Here is a 14,922-nt window from a genome sequence, read left to right as displayed (position 1 = left end):
CTGGTTTTCATAAATCTGGTATAATAATGCGGCAATCGGATCTTGTTCATGAGACGGAAATGGAAAATCATTCTTCTTCATGGAATGATGAGACTTTCATTGTTCGGCTTGATGGATTTGAAGGGCCGTTGGATATGTTGTTGCAATTGGCTAAAACCCAAAAAGTTGATTTAACTCAGATATCAATTTTGCCACTGGTTGAGCAATATCTACAAATTATTGAATCTGCAAAAAAAATAAGATTGGAGTTGGCAGCCGACTGGTTGGTTATGGCGAGTTGGTTGGCATGGTTGAAATCATGTCTGTTATTGCCGCAAAAAACTGATCATTTTGGCGATACTGAACAGGCGGTTGATTTACTTCAAGAACGTTTGCAAGGACTGGAACAAATCAATAAAGCGGCATTGTGGATGCAGGAGCGACCTTTATTGGGGAGCGAGGTTTTTGCCAGGGGATATTATGAAGATCTTACTTCAGTGGATTCCTCTGGATTGATATTGGATAGTGCACGTTTTATTGACGCATATATTCGGATATTCCATCGTAAAAATAAAAAAAGGGAGTGGCGAATTCGATCGTTTCATTTTTGGACGGTCAAAGATGCTCTAAATCGTTTGAAACGTTTACTCAAATCTCATCATGTACCTGGATGGCATGCGTTGGATGCTTTTCTACCCCGTTGGGAGGCGGTTAATAAAAAGGATCAATCACCCGTCCAACAACAGCAACAATGGAAAGCTGCCTGGTGCGGAATGTTACTGGCCGGATTGGAACTGGCAAAGCTTGGTGAAATAAAGCTTGATCAGCAAGAGCAGTTTGGTCAAATTCTATTGCAATCACGAAATGACGGCCAATCCTATCATCAAAATTTGGAAGCGGAATGAGGACAGACTTGGAAGATTTAAAAGGGTTGATCGAAGCATATATATTTTCGCAAACGGAGCCTGTTTCAGAACAATCAATTGAATCTTTGCTGGAAAAAAATTCAATAAATTTAAATCCTGAAGGAAAGGCAACTGTTAGCATCCTTGACATTATTCATTCACTTCAAGAGGATTATGCGTATCGTGGCATTCGTCTATGTAAAGTTGCCGGTGGATGGCAATTTCGGACAGCTCAGGAATGGACGGCATATCTGGTAAAAATCATTGCCAGGCCAAAGCGTTTATCTCGTGCAACAATGGAAACCTTGGCCGTCGTTGCTTATCATCAGCCTTGCACTCGGACAGATATCGAAAAAATTCGAGGGGTCGGTTTAAGCCAAACTGTTTTGGAAACTTTATTGGGATATGGTCTTATCAAACCTTGTGGACATAAATCTGTACCAGGACGACCAACTTTATGGAAAACATCCAAAGAATTTTTAACTTATTTGGGGTTAAATGATTTAAATGATTTGCCAAAAAAAGAGGAGTTATTTGGAGATATTCCGTACCATTCTTTAAATGATGAATAAATAAGTGGTAATTCTTTGCTAAACAAATCATATAAAACCAAATCATGATGCATATTATGGAAATAAAGGGGGCAATATAAAGCATGTTTGATTTTTCTTGGGCAGAACTGATATTGATTGGGATTGTCAGCATGATATTTATAGGACCAAAAGATTTTCCAAAAATTGTCCATTGGTTTAGTGACGTAGTGAAAAAATGCAGGGGCATGGCACGTGAATTCCATAGTCAGGTGGATGAGATGGTTAAGGATCCAGACCTTAAGGAAGCCAAAGATCAGTTGATGAAATTACGTCGTATGAATATTAAAAGTGCAATATTGGATGTAATCGATCGAGATAGAACACTTCAGGAGAATTTGAATTCCCCCTTGAATCAAACATCTATTCAATCTTCGAAACCTTATGAAATTCCTTTTTCAAATAAAGAGCCTGAGATTATTCCCGAATATTCAGTGTCAACCGATCATAAGGAACCTGATCTGGAAGCTTTGGCAAAAAAAGATCCAGCTCCAATTTTTTTTCCTCCTGCAATTGCGCAGCGTTTACAGGTTAAAAGATCGGCTCCACCTGTTCCAGCGATGATTCCACCACAAATTGTCAATTACAGGGAACAGGGATGGCCATGAATATTCCCGAAGAAGAGTTGATCAATGATAAATCAATGTCTCTGATGGAACATTTTATTGAGTTACGTCGTCGAATGATTGTCTGTCTGGCAACTTTTTTGATTGCTTTTGGGTTTTGTTATTACTATTCGGAACAAATCTATATGTTCTTGGCCCACCCCTTGGCGCAAGCCATGCGACAACAGGGAGAACAACCCCATCTTATTTATACGGCCTTATATGAGGCATTTTTCACTTATATCAAGTTGGCATTTTTCGGTGCAATTTTTTGTTCATTTCCTATGTTTGCCATTCAAGCATGGATATATATCGCCCCGGGATTATATCGAAATGAAAAAAGGATATTTGCGCCTTTTTTGGTTGCAACACCGATTTTGTTTTTACTGGGTGCAGCGCTCGCTTATTTCTTTGTCTTTCCTTTTGCCTGGAAATTCTTTTTATCTTTTCAGGTTGGGGGGGATCATAATATGCATATTGAATTGCAAGCCAAGGTTTCCGAATATCTTTCGTTAGTTATGCGGTTAATCATGGCTTTTGGTATTGCATTTGAGCTTCCTGTCATGTTGACATTGATGGCAAAAATAGGTTTTGTGACTTCATTAAAGTTAAAGAAATTCAGAAGATATGCATATGTTATTGCTTTTGTAATTGCTGCAGTTCTTACACCTCCCGATGTAATTACACAAACTTCCTTGGCTATCCCTTTAATTATTTTATATGAGATTTCAATTTTATCTGCCCGAATGGTGGAACCCAAACCAGAAAAGGAATTATTATAATGCATGATTTTCGTGCTCTGCGTTCTGATCCTGTGGCTTTTGATAACGATTTGGCCCGTCGTGGATTATCGGCAGCTAGTCAGACATTATTATCGTATGATGAGGAACGGCGCTCATATTTGAATGAGCTGCATCAAAAACAAGCTGATCGAAATAACATTTCAAAACAAATTGGTCAGTTAAAACGGAATAAAGAAAACAGTTCCGTTTTGGAAGCGCAAGCCATAAGGTTGCGTCAGGAAATAGATTCATTGCAGACGCGTGCGGATAAACTGGATCAACAAATTTTTGAGGTTCTGGCAAGTTTGCCTAATCGTTTGGCTGTGGAAGTTCCGACGGGAAAAGATGAAACTGAAAATGTTGTTGTACATTATTGGGGAAAAATACGTGAATTTGGTTTTACTCCATTGCAGCATTTCGAGTTGGGCGAAAAATCAGGGTTGATGGATTTTAATGCAGCTACCAAGTTAGCGGGCGCACGGTTCAGTATTTTACGTGGAGCGTTGGCAAGACTTGATCGTGCCCTGGGACAATTTATGCTGGATTTTCATACAACTGAACATGATTACGAGGAATATGTCGTTCCATTACTAGTCAATGAACAGACCATGTTTAACACGGATAAATTGCCTAAATTCGGGGATCAGTCTTTTTGTACAAAAGATGATCGTTGGCTAATTCCAACAGCAGAGGTCCCTCTGACAGGAATACAGGCAGGTGAAATAATCAATTATGATCAATTACCTGTTCGCAGAACTGCTTTAACCGCCTGCTTCCGAAGTGAAGCAGGAGCTGCTGGTCGTGATACAAGAGGATTAATTCGACAGCACCAATTTTATAAGGTTGAAATGGTCAGTGTGACCGCACCTGAAGAAAGTGAAAAAGAGCATGAACGGATGACCCGTTGTGCCGAAAAGGTTCTTGAAAAATTGGAATTACCCTATCGTCGTGTCTTGTTATGTTCTGGTGATACTGGATTTGGGGCAGCAAAAACCTGGGATCTGGAAGTTTGGCTGCCAGGCCAACAAGCCTGGCGCGAAATCTCATCTTGTTCCAATACACGTGATTTTCAGGCGCGTCGCATGAACGCTCGCTATCGCCCACAACCTGAAGAAGGTAGAAAAACAACTCCGGTATTTCTGCATACTTTAAATGGATCTGGTGTTGCAGTTGGACGGGCTTTGGTTGCTGTTATGGAAAACTATCAAAATGAGGATGGTTCAATATCTATTCCTGAAGTGCTTCGATCTTATATGGGTGGTATTGAAAAAATCGGATAATGAAATATAACAAAAGGGAATAAAGTCCCCCTTTTGTTTTCGGATTGTCAAATTGTAAAAAGAAAAAAGTGTTATCCACTGGATAATTTGGCTGTTAAATCCTCTATAAATTGCCAGGCAACACGGCCATTTCTGGCACCACGAGTAACTGACCATTCGTTGGCCTGTGCTATGAGATCCTCTTTTGAAATGGGTAATTTTCTTGCTTTTGCATATTCTGTTACAATCTGATCATATAAAACTTTGGAGCAATTATGAAATCCGATCCATAATCCAAAACGATCAGAAAGAGATACTTTTTCCTCAATGGCTTCAGAAGGATTAATGGCGGAAGAGGATTCATTTTCAATCATATTCCTTGGCATTAGATGTCTACGATTGCTTGTGGCGTAAAATAACACATTTTCTGGGCGTCCGGCAATTCCACCGTCTAATACAGATTTGAGCGCTTTATAATCACGGTCTTCTGATTCAAAGGAAAGATCATCTGAAAAAATGATGAATTTGTAAGACAGAGGTTTCAATAACCGTAAAAGAATGGGCAGGGAGTAGATATCATCCCTGGGAATTTCAATAATTTTCAAAAGAGGGCAAATGGTTGATAGTTTGCTGTTTACTTCATGATAAACCGATTTGATCAATGAAGATTTTCCTGTTCCCCTTGCCCCCCATAAAAGAACGTTATTGGCGGGAAGATTTTTGGCAAAATGATATGTATTCAGAAAAAGTGTTTCTTTTTGGTTTTCGATCCCTTGTAACAGATGAAAGTCGATAAAAGACATATTCTGAATGGGTGTCAATTCATTATTCTGGGCGGACCAGATAAAACAGTTATGTTTATCAATATTTTCAATTTTTGGCTGAGGAGGGGCAAGTCTCTCTAGGGAAATCGCGATACGTTCCAGTAAGGGGATAAGGGATTGAGTCATCTTTTTTCCGGTTTTCATGATCTTGTAGTATGCGAGATACTTTATATAGTGTATGAAGGTGCCTATAATGATAGATGATCAATATACGTAATGTGAATAAGATAGGAAAGCAGTTTGATGATCAATTTTATGGATTTATTTATTACTCCTGCCTATGCACAAAGTGCAGGTGGTGGTGGAGGTGGTACTGCCACAATCATGAGTTTACTGCCTTTTATTGGAATATTTCTGGTATTTTATTTTATTGTTATTATGCCGCAGCAAAAAAAAGCCAAGCAAGTTCGTGAAAAAATGAAAGCATTGCGACGGGGTGATAAAATTGTAACCGCGGGTGGTATTGTTGGTAAAATTGTACGTAACCAGGAAGATTCAGATCAAATGGAAGTGGAAATTGCGTCAAATGTTCGAGTAATGGTTGTTCGTAGTACTGTTACGACTGTTTTGGAAAGTAAGGTCCAAACAGAAAATACCCAATCCAAGATAAAAAACCAAGGTAAAAAAGAAGCCAAAGAAAATAAGGCTGTTACATTGGATAAAGCTGATGAAACGGTAAAAGCGGAATAAAAAACCGGCGGAATGCCGGTTTCATTGATACAGTTTATTTTGCGTTTATTTGGGCTTCTGCAAAATCATAATTTGCGAGGTTATTAAGGAAATTATCCACAAAATCAGGGCGGCGATTACGGAAATCAATATAATATGCATGTTCCCATACATCAATGGTTAATAGAGGTTTTCCCTGGCCCTCGGAAATCGGGTTTTTACCATTTGGTGTTTTGGTAACGATTAATTTATTGTCAGAAGTCAAAACCAGCCAAGCCCATCCCGAGCCAAATTGCGTGGTAGCGGCCTTTTTGAATTCAGCTTTGAAATTTTCAACTGAACCAAAATTTTTACGGATTAACTCTTCAAATGCAGGAGACATTGAACCACCATCAGGACTTAGGGAATTCCAGAATAAAGAATGGTTGTAATGTTGACCTGCATTATTCAAAACAGGTGTTAAGGATTCATCCTTTGCTGCCGTTACAATTAATTCTTCTAATGATTTCCCTTCAAGTGCAGGGTTTGCTTTGATAAGATCATTCAGGGTATTAACATAAGCTTGATGATGCTTGTCATGGTGAAATTGCATGGTTTCTTCGCTCATTCCTGAACGAGCCAGAGCATTATAGGGAAAGGGAAGTTGTGGTAATTCAAAAGACATTTGGTTCCTCGATATATTGCAATAATTTTAAAAAATTATATAAGACCTTTTTGGTTCTTAATTCTCTTATATAGAGATTATGCGGAATTTTACAGAGATTAATTGATAAATTTTTTAGGCACATCTCCTTCATAAATTATATATATCTTTTGGAAATGATTAAAGAAAAATCTAAACCCCTTTCTTTTTGCGGCCAATATATAAGGAAGTCTGATCCAGATCACTTCTTTTGCGCGCTTTTTATGCCTTCTGATTTACGAGAACAATATTTTCGTTTATTGGCATTTTATACCGAGATTACTCGGGCCGTGACCCTATCCTCTTCATGGGATGTGGCAGGGCCAATGGCGGGTTATATCCGTTTGCAATGGTGGCGGGACTTGTTGGCAAACAAATCCGACCGGGATCATGAAATTGCGCCTTATATCAAGGATTCTCTGGATCGAAATTTGTTTTCTGCTGAAGATCTTTTAAAAATCATTTCCGCTCGCGAAGAAGAATTGGAGGGTATAAAAAATTGGAATCATTGGGATTCGATAATGGTGCGGTCTGTTGGACAAATTCAGCGGATTCTTGCAAATCTTTTTAAAATAAGAGAATTACCGTTGGTTGAAGCGGTGATTGCAGCGGGTATTGCCAGTGAAACCGTTCATATTTCAAAAAATTTACCGAATATATTTAGAAAAGGGCGTTGTCCTTTGCCAGCAGAGATAATTCATGATTTCTCGTTACAGCGGTCAGAAAACGGAATTAGCGTAACATCATCAGAACTTAATGCAATCCGTGATATTTTAATAGAAAAGGCATATTTTTATTTGCGAAGAAGCGAGAAGGCTTGTTTGTTAGATCGTCATTACAGATCCGTTATTTTACCTGTTATTTTGGCCAAACGGGATCTACACAGGTTTGAACAATGGGATCATTTGTCCCGGAAACGTGGAATTGGAGATAAGTTGTCCGTTTTAAAGGCAAATTATTGGGTTAAATTGAAAATAAGCGAGACTTAGAAAGATAATTTTTTATAAAAAAGGTTCATTATAAAATTAATGAACCTTAAAAATAATGGATACTTAGAGATTATAAAGTAGAAAATAATAAGATTATCCAGGTTGTCCTGTTCCTCCCACAATTCCCCAGCTTTGCCCTGTTACATAAGATGATTCAGTAGAGGCAAGTGTAACATACAAGGGAGCGATTTCTGCAGGTTGCCCAGGTCGTTTAAATGGACTTTCACCACCAAAGTTGGGAATAGCTGATTGGGGCTGAGCCCCGCAAATTTGTAGGGGGGTCCAGAAAGGTCCTGGATCAACACAGTTGACACGTATTCCTTTGGGAAGAAGCTGTTTGGCCATTGATTTTGTAAAGTTGCTGATACCTGCTTTGGACATGCCATAATCCACCAGAATTTCTGGAGGCATATATGATACGAGTGAAGAGGTGGTGATGATGGAACTGCCAGGTGGCAAATGTGGAATGGCAGCTTTGGTGATCCAGAAAAGTGCATAAAGATTGGTTTTCATTGTCCAATCAAATTCTTCTGTTGTTATATCAGTCAGTTGTTCAGAATATTTTTGCCTTCCAGCCACATGGGCAAGAATATCTATTTGGCCCAATTTGGCTAAAGCATCTGCAACAAGTTTTTTACAGAAATCCTCATTCCGGATATCACCGGGTAATGCAACAGCCTTACGTCCGGCTTTTTGTATAAGATCGATGACCTCCTTTGCATCAGGTTCTTCTTGTGGTAGATAATTGATGGCAACATCCGCTCCTTCACGTGCAAAGGCTATAGCGGCAGCGCGTCCAATACCGGAATCACCTCCTGTAACTAGTGCGTGTCGTCCTTTTAAACGTCCGCTTCCCTGATATGTTTTTTCTCCGCAATCAGGAACAGGTTGCATCTTGGACTGTAAACCAGGCCAAGGTTGTGGCTGTTTAGAAAAGGGAGGCGTTGGGTATAGGGACATTGGGTTTTTTAGAGGAGGGACAGATTTATTTTCAACATGTTCAGGCATGGCATGAATACTCCTGTTTGTCGCTAAAGCGGCAGCTCCAACAGCGACACCGGTAAGGACTTGGCGACGAGAGTTGGTATGAAATACGGAAGAATTCGCATTATTCTCAGACTTTTCTTTTTCAGACATATTTATCACCTAAAGAAATTTGAGAAATATAAAATAATAAATTAATAATTAAATTTTATTACTTGGATAAGTTTATTAATTATTATTGGCAAAATTATTTTATATTATATAACTCATTATAATTTCTATTCTATATTTTAAATATTTTAAATTCAATATATTTTAATTTATTACTTAATTATATAGCAAATAATGAAATGCTATGAGATATAGTTATTCTATGAATTTTAATGAAAAAAGATAACTGAAGAAAAGAGAGTTTCTCCAGTTATTAAATGTTATCTTTATTTGCTTAAAGATGCCGGTTTATTGGGTTGATCAGGCTGACTTTCGATTATATCTTTTATATGTTTCAGTTCCCGATATATATCGCTATTTTTGTCTTTGGCCTTTGTTTCTAATTCATTGAGTTTTTTATAAAGGTCACTGTTCTTATCATTAACTTGTGTTTTAAGATATTCAATTTCTTCATTTAAATCTTTCTTTTTATCATGTGTATAGGTTTTAAGTTGTTCCAGATTTTTGTGTAGATTGCTGTTTTTGTCTTGGATTTGCTTTTCCAGCGTATCTAGATCTTTATCGAAATCTTGGTTTTTTTCATGAGCGTAGGATTTTAGAAAATCAAATTTTTGATGCATCATGTTATCTCCCGTTGGGGAGTGATTAATGGTCGTTTTTGATTCGTCTGTGACTTGGGTAGTTTCAGCCAAGGCTGGACAGGATAAAAGTAATCCCAGAAAAGCGCTATAGGACAGTAAAAGTCTTTTTTTTATAATCCTCATAATTACCATACCCATTTTGATATAAGTTTATCTTTTAATAATATTAATCCCGGTTGTGATGTTTTGGGTCAATCTTACCTAATAAAATGATCATTCTTGATTATATATCTTACCGGAATTATGATCAACCTTACCCAATAAATTGACAATACTTATCAGACCTTATCGAAATCAGGATTAAAGCCACCTATCGTGTTATAATCATTATCGTAAACCTAGCTGTCACCTGCATTGGCATAGGAAAAAGACAAATGGTTTAAAAAATTACTGAAATAAAAATTTAGTTAATTTATAAATGAATGTTGGATTTCCAAAATTTTTAGGCTTAAATAAAATATTAAATGTTATTAATTGTTATTTGAATATAATTGTTCAAGAAAAGTTTTTTTGTCCGATCATTCGGATGCAAACCATAAAAAGATAATCAAAAAACATTCACCATTTGTCTAAAAAAATATTATAATCTAGGCGATTATTAAGGGATATGAACGAATTATGAAAAAATACCAACTTTTCTTATTCATGATTGGGATAAGTCTATATGATTCATCAAGTCATTCAATTTATGCCAAGCCTTCTGTGACAACTAAGGAAACCCCGAATGAAGAATGGAATATCCATCAATCGGAGAATAAGTATAATACTAATACTGGCATTTTTCCATCCTATCATAAAAAAAGAGGTTTATACCCTTCCAAACATCAGATGCATAATCCGCTACGTAAAAAAGGTTGGCATACTCATCCAGATCCCTATATCGAGGAGGGGGGTGTCTATACCAATTCTGAACATCCTGCCTTGACAGATGATCAATCGACTATGCGTGAATATACAAGTGGAACACCTAATCATTATGTTTCACCCCCGTCTATTTTGTTAGGGTTAAAACATTCACGCCAGTCTCAGCAAAAGGTCAGGATCACTGACCCGTCAAATGGGTATGCACCGCCCATTTCATTACCCCCTTCATAATTCATAAAAAGAGTCTCTTTAGTTTTGAGGAACATTTAAAGCGTGTTCTTTGATTTTAAACTAATTCATGATACATAGAAAAATCTGATTTGCCGAGTTCAAGTCAACGTTGATTAAATTTTTGACCAAATCTGATTTTGAGATAATATTATGACCCCAAAAAGTTCGTTTATACAGGAAGCACAGGCACGAGGATTTATTTTTCAGGCGACTGATCTGAAAAGCCTGGATGAGCGTATGGCAAAAGGTTCTATTTCTGGATATATCGGATTTGATCCAACAGCTGACAGTTTGCATGTCGGGTCTTTGGTACAGCTGATGCTGTTGCGTTTATTGCAAAAACATGGACATCAGCCCGTTGCTTTAGTTGGTGGTGGAACAGCCCAAATCGGAGACCCCTCTTTCCGGGAAGAGGCACGCAGCTTGATGAATCAGGGTACAATTGACCGGAATTTAGATGGGATTGTCCAGAATATTCATCAAATTTTACAATTTGGATCAGGCGAAAACAAAACAATTACGGTTGATAATGCAGAATGGCTGAAAAAGCTTTCCTACATTGACTTGCTAAGGGATGTTGGCATTCATTTTTCAGTTAACCGTATGTTATCCTTTGACAGTGTTAAAACACGTTTGGAAAGAGAACAAGGGTTATCATTTCTTGAATTTAACTATTCCATTTTGCAATCATATGATTTTCGCGAATTAAATCGTCGTTATGGAACTGTTTTACAGATGGGTGGTTCAGATCAATGGGGAAATATTGTATCTGGTGTAGAACTTGTACGTCGAATGGAGGGAAAACAGGTATTTGGATTAACAGCCCCCTTATTGACAACAAGTTCAGGGGCCAAGATGGGGAAAACAGCCAAAGGAGCCATTTGGCTTAACAAGGAGAAATGTTCGGTTTTTGATTTCTGGCAATTTTGGCGTAATACGGAAGACCAGGATGTTGGTCGTTTTCTTAAACTTTTCACAGATCTTTCCATTCAGGAATGTGAACGTTTAGCCGCTTTGCAAGGAGCGGAAATAAACGAGGCGAAAAAAATGCTGGCAACAGAAGTGACCGCAATTTGTCATGGTCGTAGTGAAGCGGAAGCTGCACAGAAGGCGGCTAGAGACATATTTGAGCAGGGTAAACTGGCTCAAGACGGATTACCCGAAATAGTCTTGCCCACCGAAATGCTACAACAGGGTGTTCCTGTTTTTCGTTTATTTGTTCTTGGAAAGTTAGTGAATAGTAATGCGGAAGCCAGAAGATTAATTCGAGGGGGTGGAGCAAGAATTAATGATGAAAAAATTAGTGATGAGGGACAAATTATTACTGATGATGCGTTATGTGATGGGGTTATTAAGCTGTCATCAGGTCGTAAAAATCATATATTGATACGTTGTCGATAGTATAAGGATGCTATTTTTAATATTACCGTTTAGAACAATCGTTTTTTGTCTTAACCTTTTAAAAACCAAATATCGGTTTTAAAAGATTTATTTTCATGATTTGGTTTTTATACAATTAAATAAATCATTTTCTATCAATGATTATAAAATAAATATACATCGCTGTATTATTATAGAATTAGATTAAAAAATTGATAATTTTATAGTGATTATCTTTTTTCGTTTACGGTTTTTATGAAATTACAGTTTGATTTTTTAAACTATCCTTACAATTTCGAAAATGTTTTGAGGATTATACAAACACGTCAGTTGGATAAGGTTTTATCCTGTATACAGGAAATAGAGGAATGGGTAGGAAAAGGATATTATGCAGCAGGATTTATAACGTATGAAGCCGCGTCTGCCTTTCGTTCTTATTTGATAACGCATCCTCCTGAAAAAATGCCATTGTTATGGTTTGGTATTTTTGAAAAACCGATAAAAAGAAAATTCAAACCACAATCTAAAAAAATTGATTTTGGATTAATGAATTGGCAACCTGATTGTTCATGGCATGAATATCAACAAGCTATTGCAGCTGTTAAAAATCATATCGCTGACGGTGATACCTATCAGGTGAATTATACACTGAGAATGGGAACGGATTTCCAGGAAGACCCATATGAGTTCTATCTGCATATGTTGCAGGCCCAACAATCAAGTTATAGTGCATATCTGGATATTGGATTGTTTCAAATTCTTTCGGCATCTCCGGAATTGTTTTTTCAGGTAAAAGAAAGGAAAATTACTGCTAAACCGATGAAAGGAACAGCCCCAAGGGGATTAATCTTAACGGAAGACCTTGAAAACGGGAAAATATTGAATAATGAAAAAAATCGTGCTGAAAATTTGATGATTGTTGACTTGCTGCGTAACGATTTGGGACAAATTGCAGAGCAGGGAAGTGTGAAGGTTTCATCTTTGTTCGATAAAGAAAAATATCCTACAGTTTGGCAACTCACTTCAGAAATAACTGCACGATTAAAGGAAAAAACAACATTATTGGATATTTTTAGGGCGTTATTTCCATGTGGTTCTATAACTGGTGCACCGAAAGCAAATACAATGAAAATTATTCGAAAGCTTGAAAAACAGCCCCGTGAAGTTTATTGTGGTGCTATTGGGATGGTAACCCCTGATCAAGAAGCGATATTTTCCGTTCCTATTCGAACGTTGGTTGTCCAAAATAAAAAAGCTGTATATGGTGTTGGAGGAGGAATAACTTGGGATTCCACTTCCAAGGATGAATATCGTGAGGTTATTCATAAAATACAGGTTTTGTATGATCGCCGGATACCCGATCATTTACTTGAATCAGTCTTGCTAGAGAATGGATGTTATTTTCTTTTACCTTTACATCTGGACCGGCTGAAAAAATCGGCTGAATATTTTGATTTTTCCTTTAACCAGGCAGAATTGTTAAAAAGCCTGCAACATCTCTCCTGTCAATATGAACGAGGATGCTGGAAGGTAAGAATATTGTTAGATCAAAAAGGGTTAATTCAGATAGAAATTAATGCTATTCAGTCTTTACATCACGATTTGATCGCAAGATGGGCGAAAGAACCTGTTTTGTCAGATAATATGTTTCTATACCACAAAACGACAAAAAGGGATTTTTATCCTTCTGTTACATTGGATTGTGAACAATTACTTTTTAATGAGAGAGATGAAGTTACAGAATTTGTCAATGGAAATATTCTTTTGTGTAAAGGGGGGAAATGGGTTACGCCACCTGTCTCTTCTGGCCTCTTGAGAGGAACGATGTGTCAATATCTGTTGGATCAGGGCATGGCGACAGAACAGGTGATTTATAAACAGGATATACAGGTAGGAAGTCAGATCGCTTTTATAAACAGTGTTCGTAAATGGCGTAAAGTGATCTGGAAAAATTCGTTAAACGATTAAAATACTACAGATAAGATATTAAGATATCGAAGATATATTTGGGTTAAAATAACCAGATTTTTTAATGAGATTATTAATGAAAAATTATTTTATCGCACAATTAATCAAGAGGTTAATATGCAACAACATATTATAGATTTTTTACAGCAACATGGTTTTAAATTTAATCAGTTTACTTTGTTTTTAACAGCTGTATCTATTATCATCCTTACGGCGGCCATTGTTCATGTGATTTTACATCGGATTGTGTTGGTCCGATTGGTTCAATTTGCACAAAAAAGCACGCGACTATGGAGCAAGGTCGTTACAGAGAATCAGTTATTTAGCCGTATGGCTTTTACTGTGCAGGGGTTGATTGTCATACTGCAGACCACTTTTTGGGTGCATCAGGGTGTGAAAACGCTAGTTTTTCTTATGATTGCCGCAAAAGTTTGGGTATTGGTCTGTGCACTTCTGTCAATATTTTCATTTCTGGATATTGTTTTAAAATTTGCAAGTAAGCTGGATATAGCGGCACGGCTTCCGCTTGGAGGTATATTTCAGGGATTTAAATTATTGGCCGCACTGCTTTTTGGTATTTTTATTCTTTCCGTACTAATTGACAAATCGCCACTTATCCTGATCAGTGGACTGGGAGCCATGGCAGCTGTCATCATGTTGGTTTTTAAGGATTCCATTCTGGGCTTATCAGCGGGAGTTCAGTTATCTGCAAATAATATGATGCGTGTAAATGACTGGATACAAATGCCCAAATATGGTGCGGATGGAATTGTAATGGATATTGGTTTGACAACTGTCAAGGTTCGCAATTTTGATAATACAATTACGATGATTCCTACCTATGCGCTTGTTTCCGATTCTTTTACCAATTGGCGTGGAATGCAGGAATCTGGCGGTAGACGGATCAAACGTTCTGTGTATATTGATGTTACAACCGTTCATTATATGACACCTGAGGAAAAGGAAAAAATATTAGAAAGCAAGTTGCTTCAACCCTTTGCAAATTCAGAAAAAAATAAGGACAGGGTTGATCATAAAGAATTCATTATGGATTTAGGCAAATATTTATCCAAAGGCCAGTCAATCACAAATCTGGGTCTTTACCGTATCTATTTGGATTTATATTTGAAAAATCATCCTCGTATTCTTAATCAGATGACCTATATGGTGCGACAGATGGCCCCCGATGCAACAGGATTGTTACCGTTGGAGATTTATGGATTTAGCAATACAGTTGTCTGGAAGGATTATGAAGCCATTCAATCGGAAATTTTTGAACATGCCTATGCGGTTATTGAGGAGTTTTCATTAAGTGCATATCAAAATCCATCAGGAAACAGTTCATCTGTGACAGTTTATCAGGGAAATGCTGCATAATGATTGATGTATAGTAAGACAA

15 protein-coding genes are annotated in these 14,922 nt (G+C 37.3%); 11 read left to right on the top strand and 4 right to left on the bottom strand.

From position 1 onward, the window contains the following. The first annotated feature begins 26 nt into the window (after positions 1–26). The 5 genes from H3R33_RS08280 (at position 27) to serS (ending at position 4,141) form a co-directional block, all read left to right on the top strand. The gene (locus H3R33_RS08280; RefSeq protein WP_232342207.1) at positions 27–884 is read left to right on the top strand and encodes a ScpA family protein; all 858 of its coding nucleotides are present in this window, start codon (positions 27–29) and stop codon (positions 882–884) included. Next, positions 881–1,456 (top strand): SMC-Scp complex subunit ScpB, encoded by a 576-nt coding sequence (gene scpB / locus H3R33_RS08275; protein WP_198185396.1) that lies wholly within the window; start codon positions 881–883, stop codon positions 1,454–1,456. Before H3R33_RS08280 ends, scpB begins: the two co-directional genes overlap by 4 nt. Positions 1,457–1,539: 83 nt before the next feature. Then, positions 1,540–2,082: a Sec-independent protein translocase protein TatB gene (tatB, locus tag H3R33_RS08270; RefSeq protein ID WP_198185397.1), complete on the top strand. Its 543-nt coding sequence runs from the start codon at positions 1,540–1,542 to the stop codon at positions 2,080–2,082. Beyond that, complete coding sequence (tatC, locus tag H3R33_RS08265; RefSeq protein ID WP_155564955.1) at positions 2,079–2,861, top strand: twin-arginine translocase subunit TatC; 783 nt, start codon at positions 2,079–2,081, stop codon at positions 2,859–2,861. The genes tatB and tatC overlap by 4 nt, the downstream gene beginning before the upstream one ends. Beyond that, positions 2,861–4,141: a serine--tRNA ligase gene (serS, locus tag H3R33_RS08260; RefSeq protein ID WP_198185398.1), complete on the top strand. Its 1,281-nt coding sequence runs from the start codon at positions 2,861–2,863 to the stop codon at positions 4,139–4,141. The genes tatC and serS overlap by 1 nt, the downstream gene beginning before the upstream one ends. Before the next feature lie 71 nt (positions 4,142–4,212). Here the strand turns inward: serS and H3R33_RS08255 are convergent, their stop codons facing one another. Continuing rightward, positions 4,213–5,070, bottom strand: a complete 858-nt coding sequence (locus tag H3R33_RS08255) for an ATP-binding protein (RefSeq protein ID WP_198185399.1) — start codon at positions 5,068–5,070, stop codon at positions 4,213–4,215. A gap of 117 nt (positions 5,071–5,187) precedes the next feature. Here H3R33_RS08255 and yajC point away from each other — a divergent pair, with 117 nt between their 5' ends. Continuing rightward, entirely contained in the window at positions 5,188–5,634 is a 447-nt protein-coding gene (yajC, locus tag H3R33_RS08250; RefSeq protein ID WP_370552701.1) for a preprotein translocase subunit YajC, read from the top strand. Between the two features lie 34 nt (positions 5,635–5,668). Here the strand turns inward: yajC and H3R33_RS08245 are convergent, their stop codons facing one another. Beyond that, positions 5,669–6,277: a superoxide dismutase gene (locus H3R33_RS08245; protein ID WP_110439365.1), complete on the bottom strand. Its 609-nt coding sequence runs from the start codon at positions 6,275–6,277 to the stop codon at positions 5,669–5,671. Positions 6,278–6,432: 155 nt separating this feature from the next. Here H3R33_RS08245 and H3R33_RS08240 point away from each other — a divergent pair, with 155 nt between their 5' ends. Further along, positions 6,433–7,284: a squalene/phytoene synthase family protein gene (locus H3R33_RS08240; RefSeq protein WP_110439366.1), complete on the top strand. Its 852-nt coding sequence runs from the start codon at positions 6,433–6,435 to the stop codon at positions 7,282–7,284. Between the two features lie 93 nt (positions 7,285–7,377). Here the strand turns inward: H3R33_RS08240 and H3R33_RS08235 are convergent, their stop codons facing one another. Both H3R33_RS08235 and H3R33_RS08230 read right to left on the bottom strand, forming a co-directional pair. Beyond that, positions 7,378–8,421, bottom strand: a complete 1,044-nt coding sequence (locus H3R33_RS08235; RefSeq protein WP_110439367.1) for an SDR family oxidoreductase — start codon at positions 8,419–8,421, stop codon at positions 7,378–7,380. Between the two features lie 284 nt (positions 8,422–8,705). Further along, positions 8,706–9,203, bottom strand: coding sequence for a hypothetical protein (locus tag H3R33_RS08230; protein WP_110439368.1), 498 nt, complete (start codon positions 9,201–9,203; stop codon positions 8,706–8,708). Positions 9,204–9,698: 495 nt separating this feature from the next. Here H3R33_RS08230 and H3R33_RS08225 point away from each other — a divergent pair, with 495 nt between their 5' ends. From H3R33_RS08225 to H3R33_RS08210, 4 genes are all read left to right on the top strand, one after another. After that, entirely contained in the window at positions 9,699–10,175 is a 477-nt protein-coding gene (locus H3R33_RS08225; RefSeq protein ID WP_198185401.1) for a hypothetical protein, read from the top strand. A gap of 150 nt (positions 10,176–10,325) precedes the next feature. Next, positions 10,326–11,576 (top strand): tyrosine--tRNA ligase, encoded by a 1,251-nt coding sequence (tyrS, locus tag H3R33_RS08220; protein ID WP_110439370.1) that lies wholly within the window; start codon positions 10,326–10,328, stop codon positions 11,574–11,576. A gap of 234 nt (positions 11,577–11,810) precedes the next feature. Continuing rightward, a complete protein-coding gene (pabB, locus tag H3R33_RS08215; RefSeq protein WP_198185402.1) occupies positions 11,811–13,523 on the top strand; it encodes an aminodeoxychorismate synthase component I in 1,713 nt (570 codons plus the stop codon). Between the two features lie 117 nt (positions 13,524–13,640). After that, on the top strand, positions 13,641–14,900 hold the full coding sequence (locus tag H3R33_RS08210) for a mechanosensitive ion channel family protein (RefSeq protein WP_198185403.1): 1,260 nt from the start codon (positions 13,641–13,643) through the stop codon (positions 14,898–14,900). Positions 14,901–14,922 lie beyond the last annotated feature (22 nt).

It is taken from the genome of Commensalibacter sp. B14384M2, assembly GCF_016101865.1.
Taxonomy (GTDB): Bacteria; Pseudomonadota; Alphaproteobacteria; order Acetobacterales; family Acetobacteraceae; genus Commensalibacter; species Commensalibacter melissae.
This window is presented reverse-complemented; position numbering and strand designations above follow the sequence as displayed.

Excerpts from the sequence above, each read along its gene's own strand:
- H3R33_RS08280 (WP_232342207.1), top strand. The coding sequence starts at position 27 with ATGCGGCAATCGGATCTTGTTCATGAGACGGAAATGGAAAATCATTCT.
- scpB (WP_198185396.1), top strand. The coding sequence starts at position 881 with ATGAGGACAGACTTGGAAGATTTAAAAGGGTTGATCGAAGCATATATA.
- tatB (WP_198185397.1), top strand. The coding sequence starts at position 1,540 with ATGTTTGATTTTTCTTGGGCAGAACTGATATTGATTGGGATTGTCAGC.
- tatC (WP_155564955.1), top strand. The coding sequence starts at position 2,079 with ATGAATATTCCCGAAGAAGAGTTGATCAATGATAAATCAATGTCTCTG.
- serS (WP_198185398.1), top strand. The coding sequence starts at position 2,861 with ATGCATGATTTTCGTGCTCTGCGTTCTGATCCTGTGGCTTTTGATAAC.
- H3R33_RS08255 (WP_198185399.1), bottom strand. The coding sequence starts at position 5,070 with ATGACTCAATCCCTTATCCCCTTACTGGAACGTATCGCGATTTCCCTA.
- yajC (WP_370552701.1), top strand. The coding sequence starts at position 5,188 with ATGATCAATTTTATGGATTTATTTATTACTCCTGCCTATGCACAAAGT.
- H3R33_RS08245 (WP_110439365.1), bottom strand. The coding sequence starts at position 6,277 with ATGTCTTTTGAATTACCACAACTTCCCTTTCCCTATAATGCTCTGGCT.
- H3R33_RS08240 (WP_110439366.1), top strand. The coding sequence starts at position 6,433 with ATGATTAAAGAAAAATCTAAACCCCTTTCTTTTTGCGGCCAATATATA.
- H3R33_RS08235 (WP_110439367.1), bottom strand. The coding sequence starts at position 8,421 with ATGTCTGAAAAAGAAAAGTCTGAGAATAATGCGAATTCTTCCGTATTT.
- H3R33_RS08230 (WP_110439368.1), bottom strand. The coding sequence starts at position 9,203 with ATGAGGATTATAAAAAAAAGACTTTTACTGTCCTATAGCGCTTTTCTG.
- H3R33_RS08225 (WP_198185401.1), top strand. The coding sequence starts at position 9,699 with ATGAAAAAATACCAACTTTTCTTATTCATGATTGGGATAAGTCTATAT.
- tyrS (WP_110439370.1), top strand. The coding sequence starts at position 10,326 with ATGACCCCAAAAAGTTCGTTTATACAGGAAGCACAGGCACGAGGATTT.
- pabB (WP_198185402.1), top strand. The coding sequence starts at position 11,811 with ATGAAATTACAGTTTGATTTTTTAAACTATCCTTACAATTTCGAAAAT.
- H3R33_RS08210 (WP_198185403.1), top strand. The coding sequence starts at position 13,641 with ATGCAACAACATATTATAGATTTTTTACAGCAACATGGTTTTAAATTT.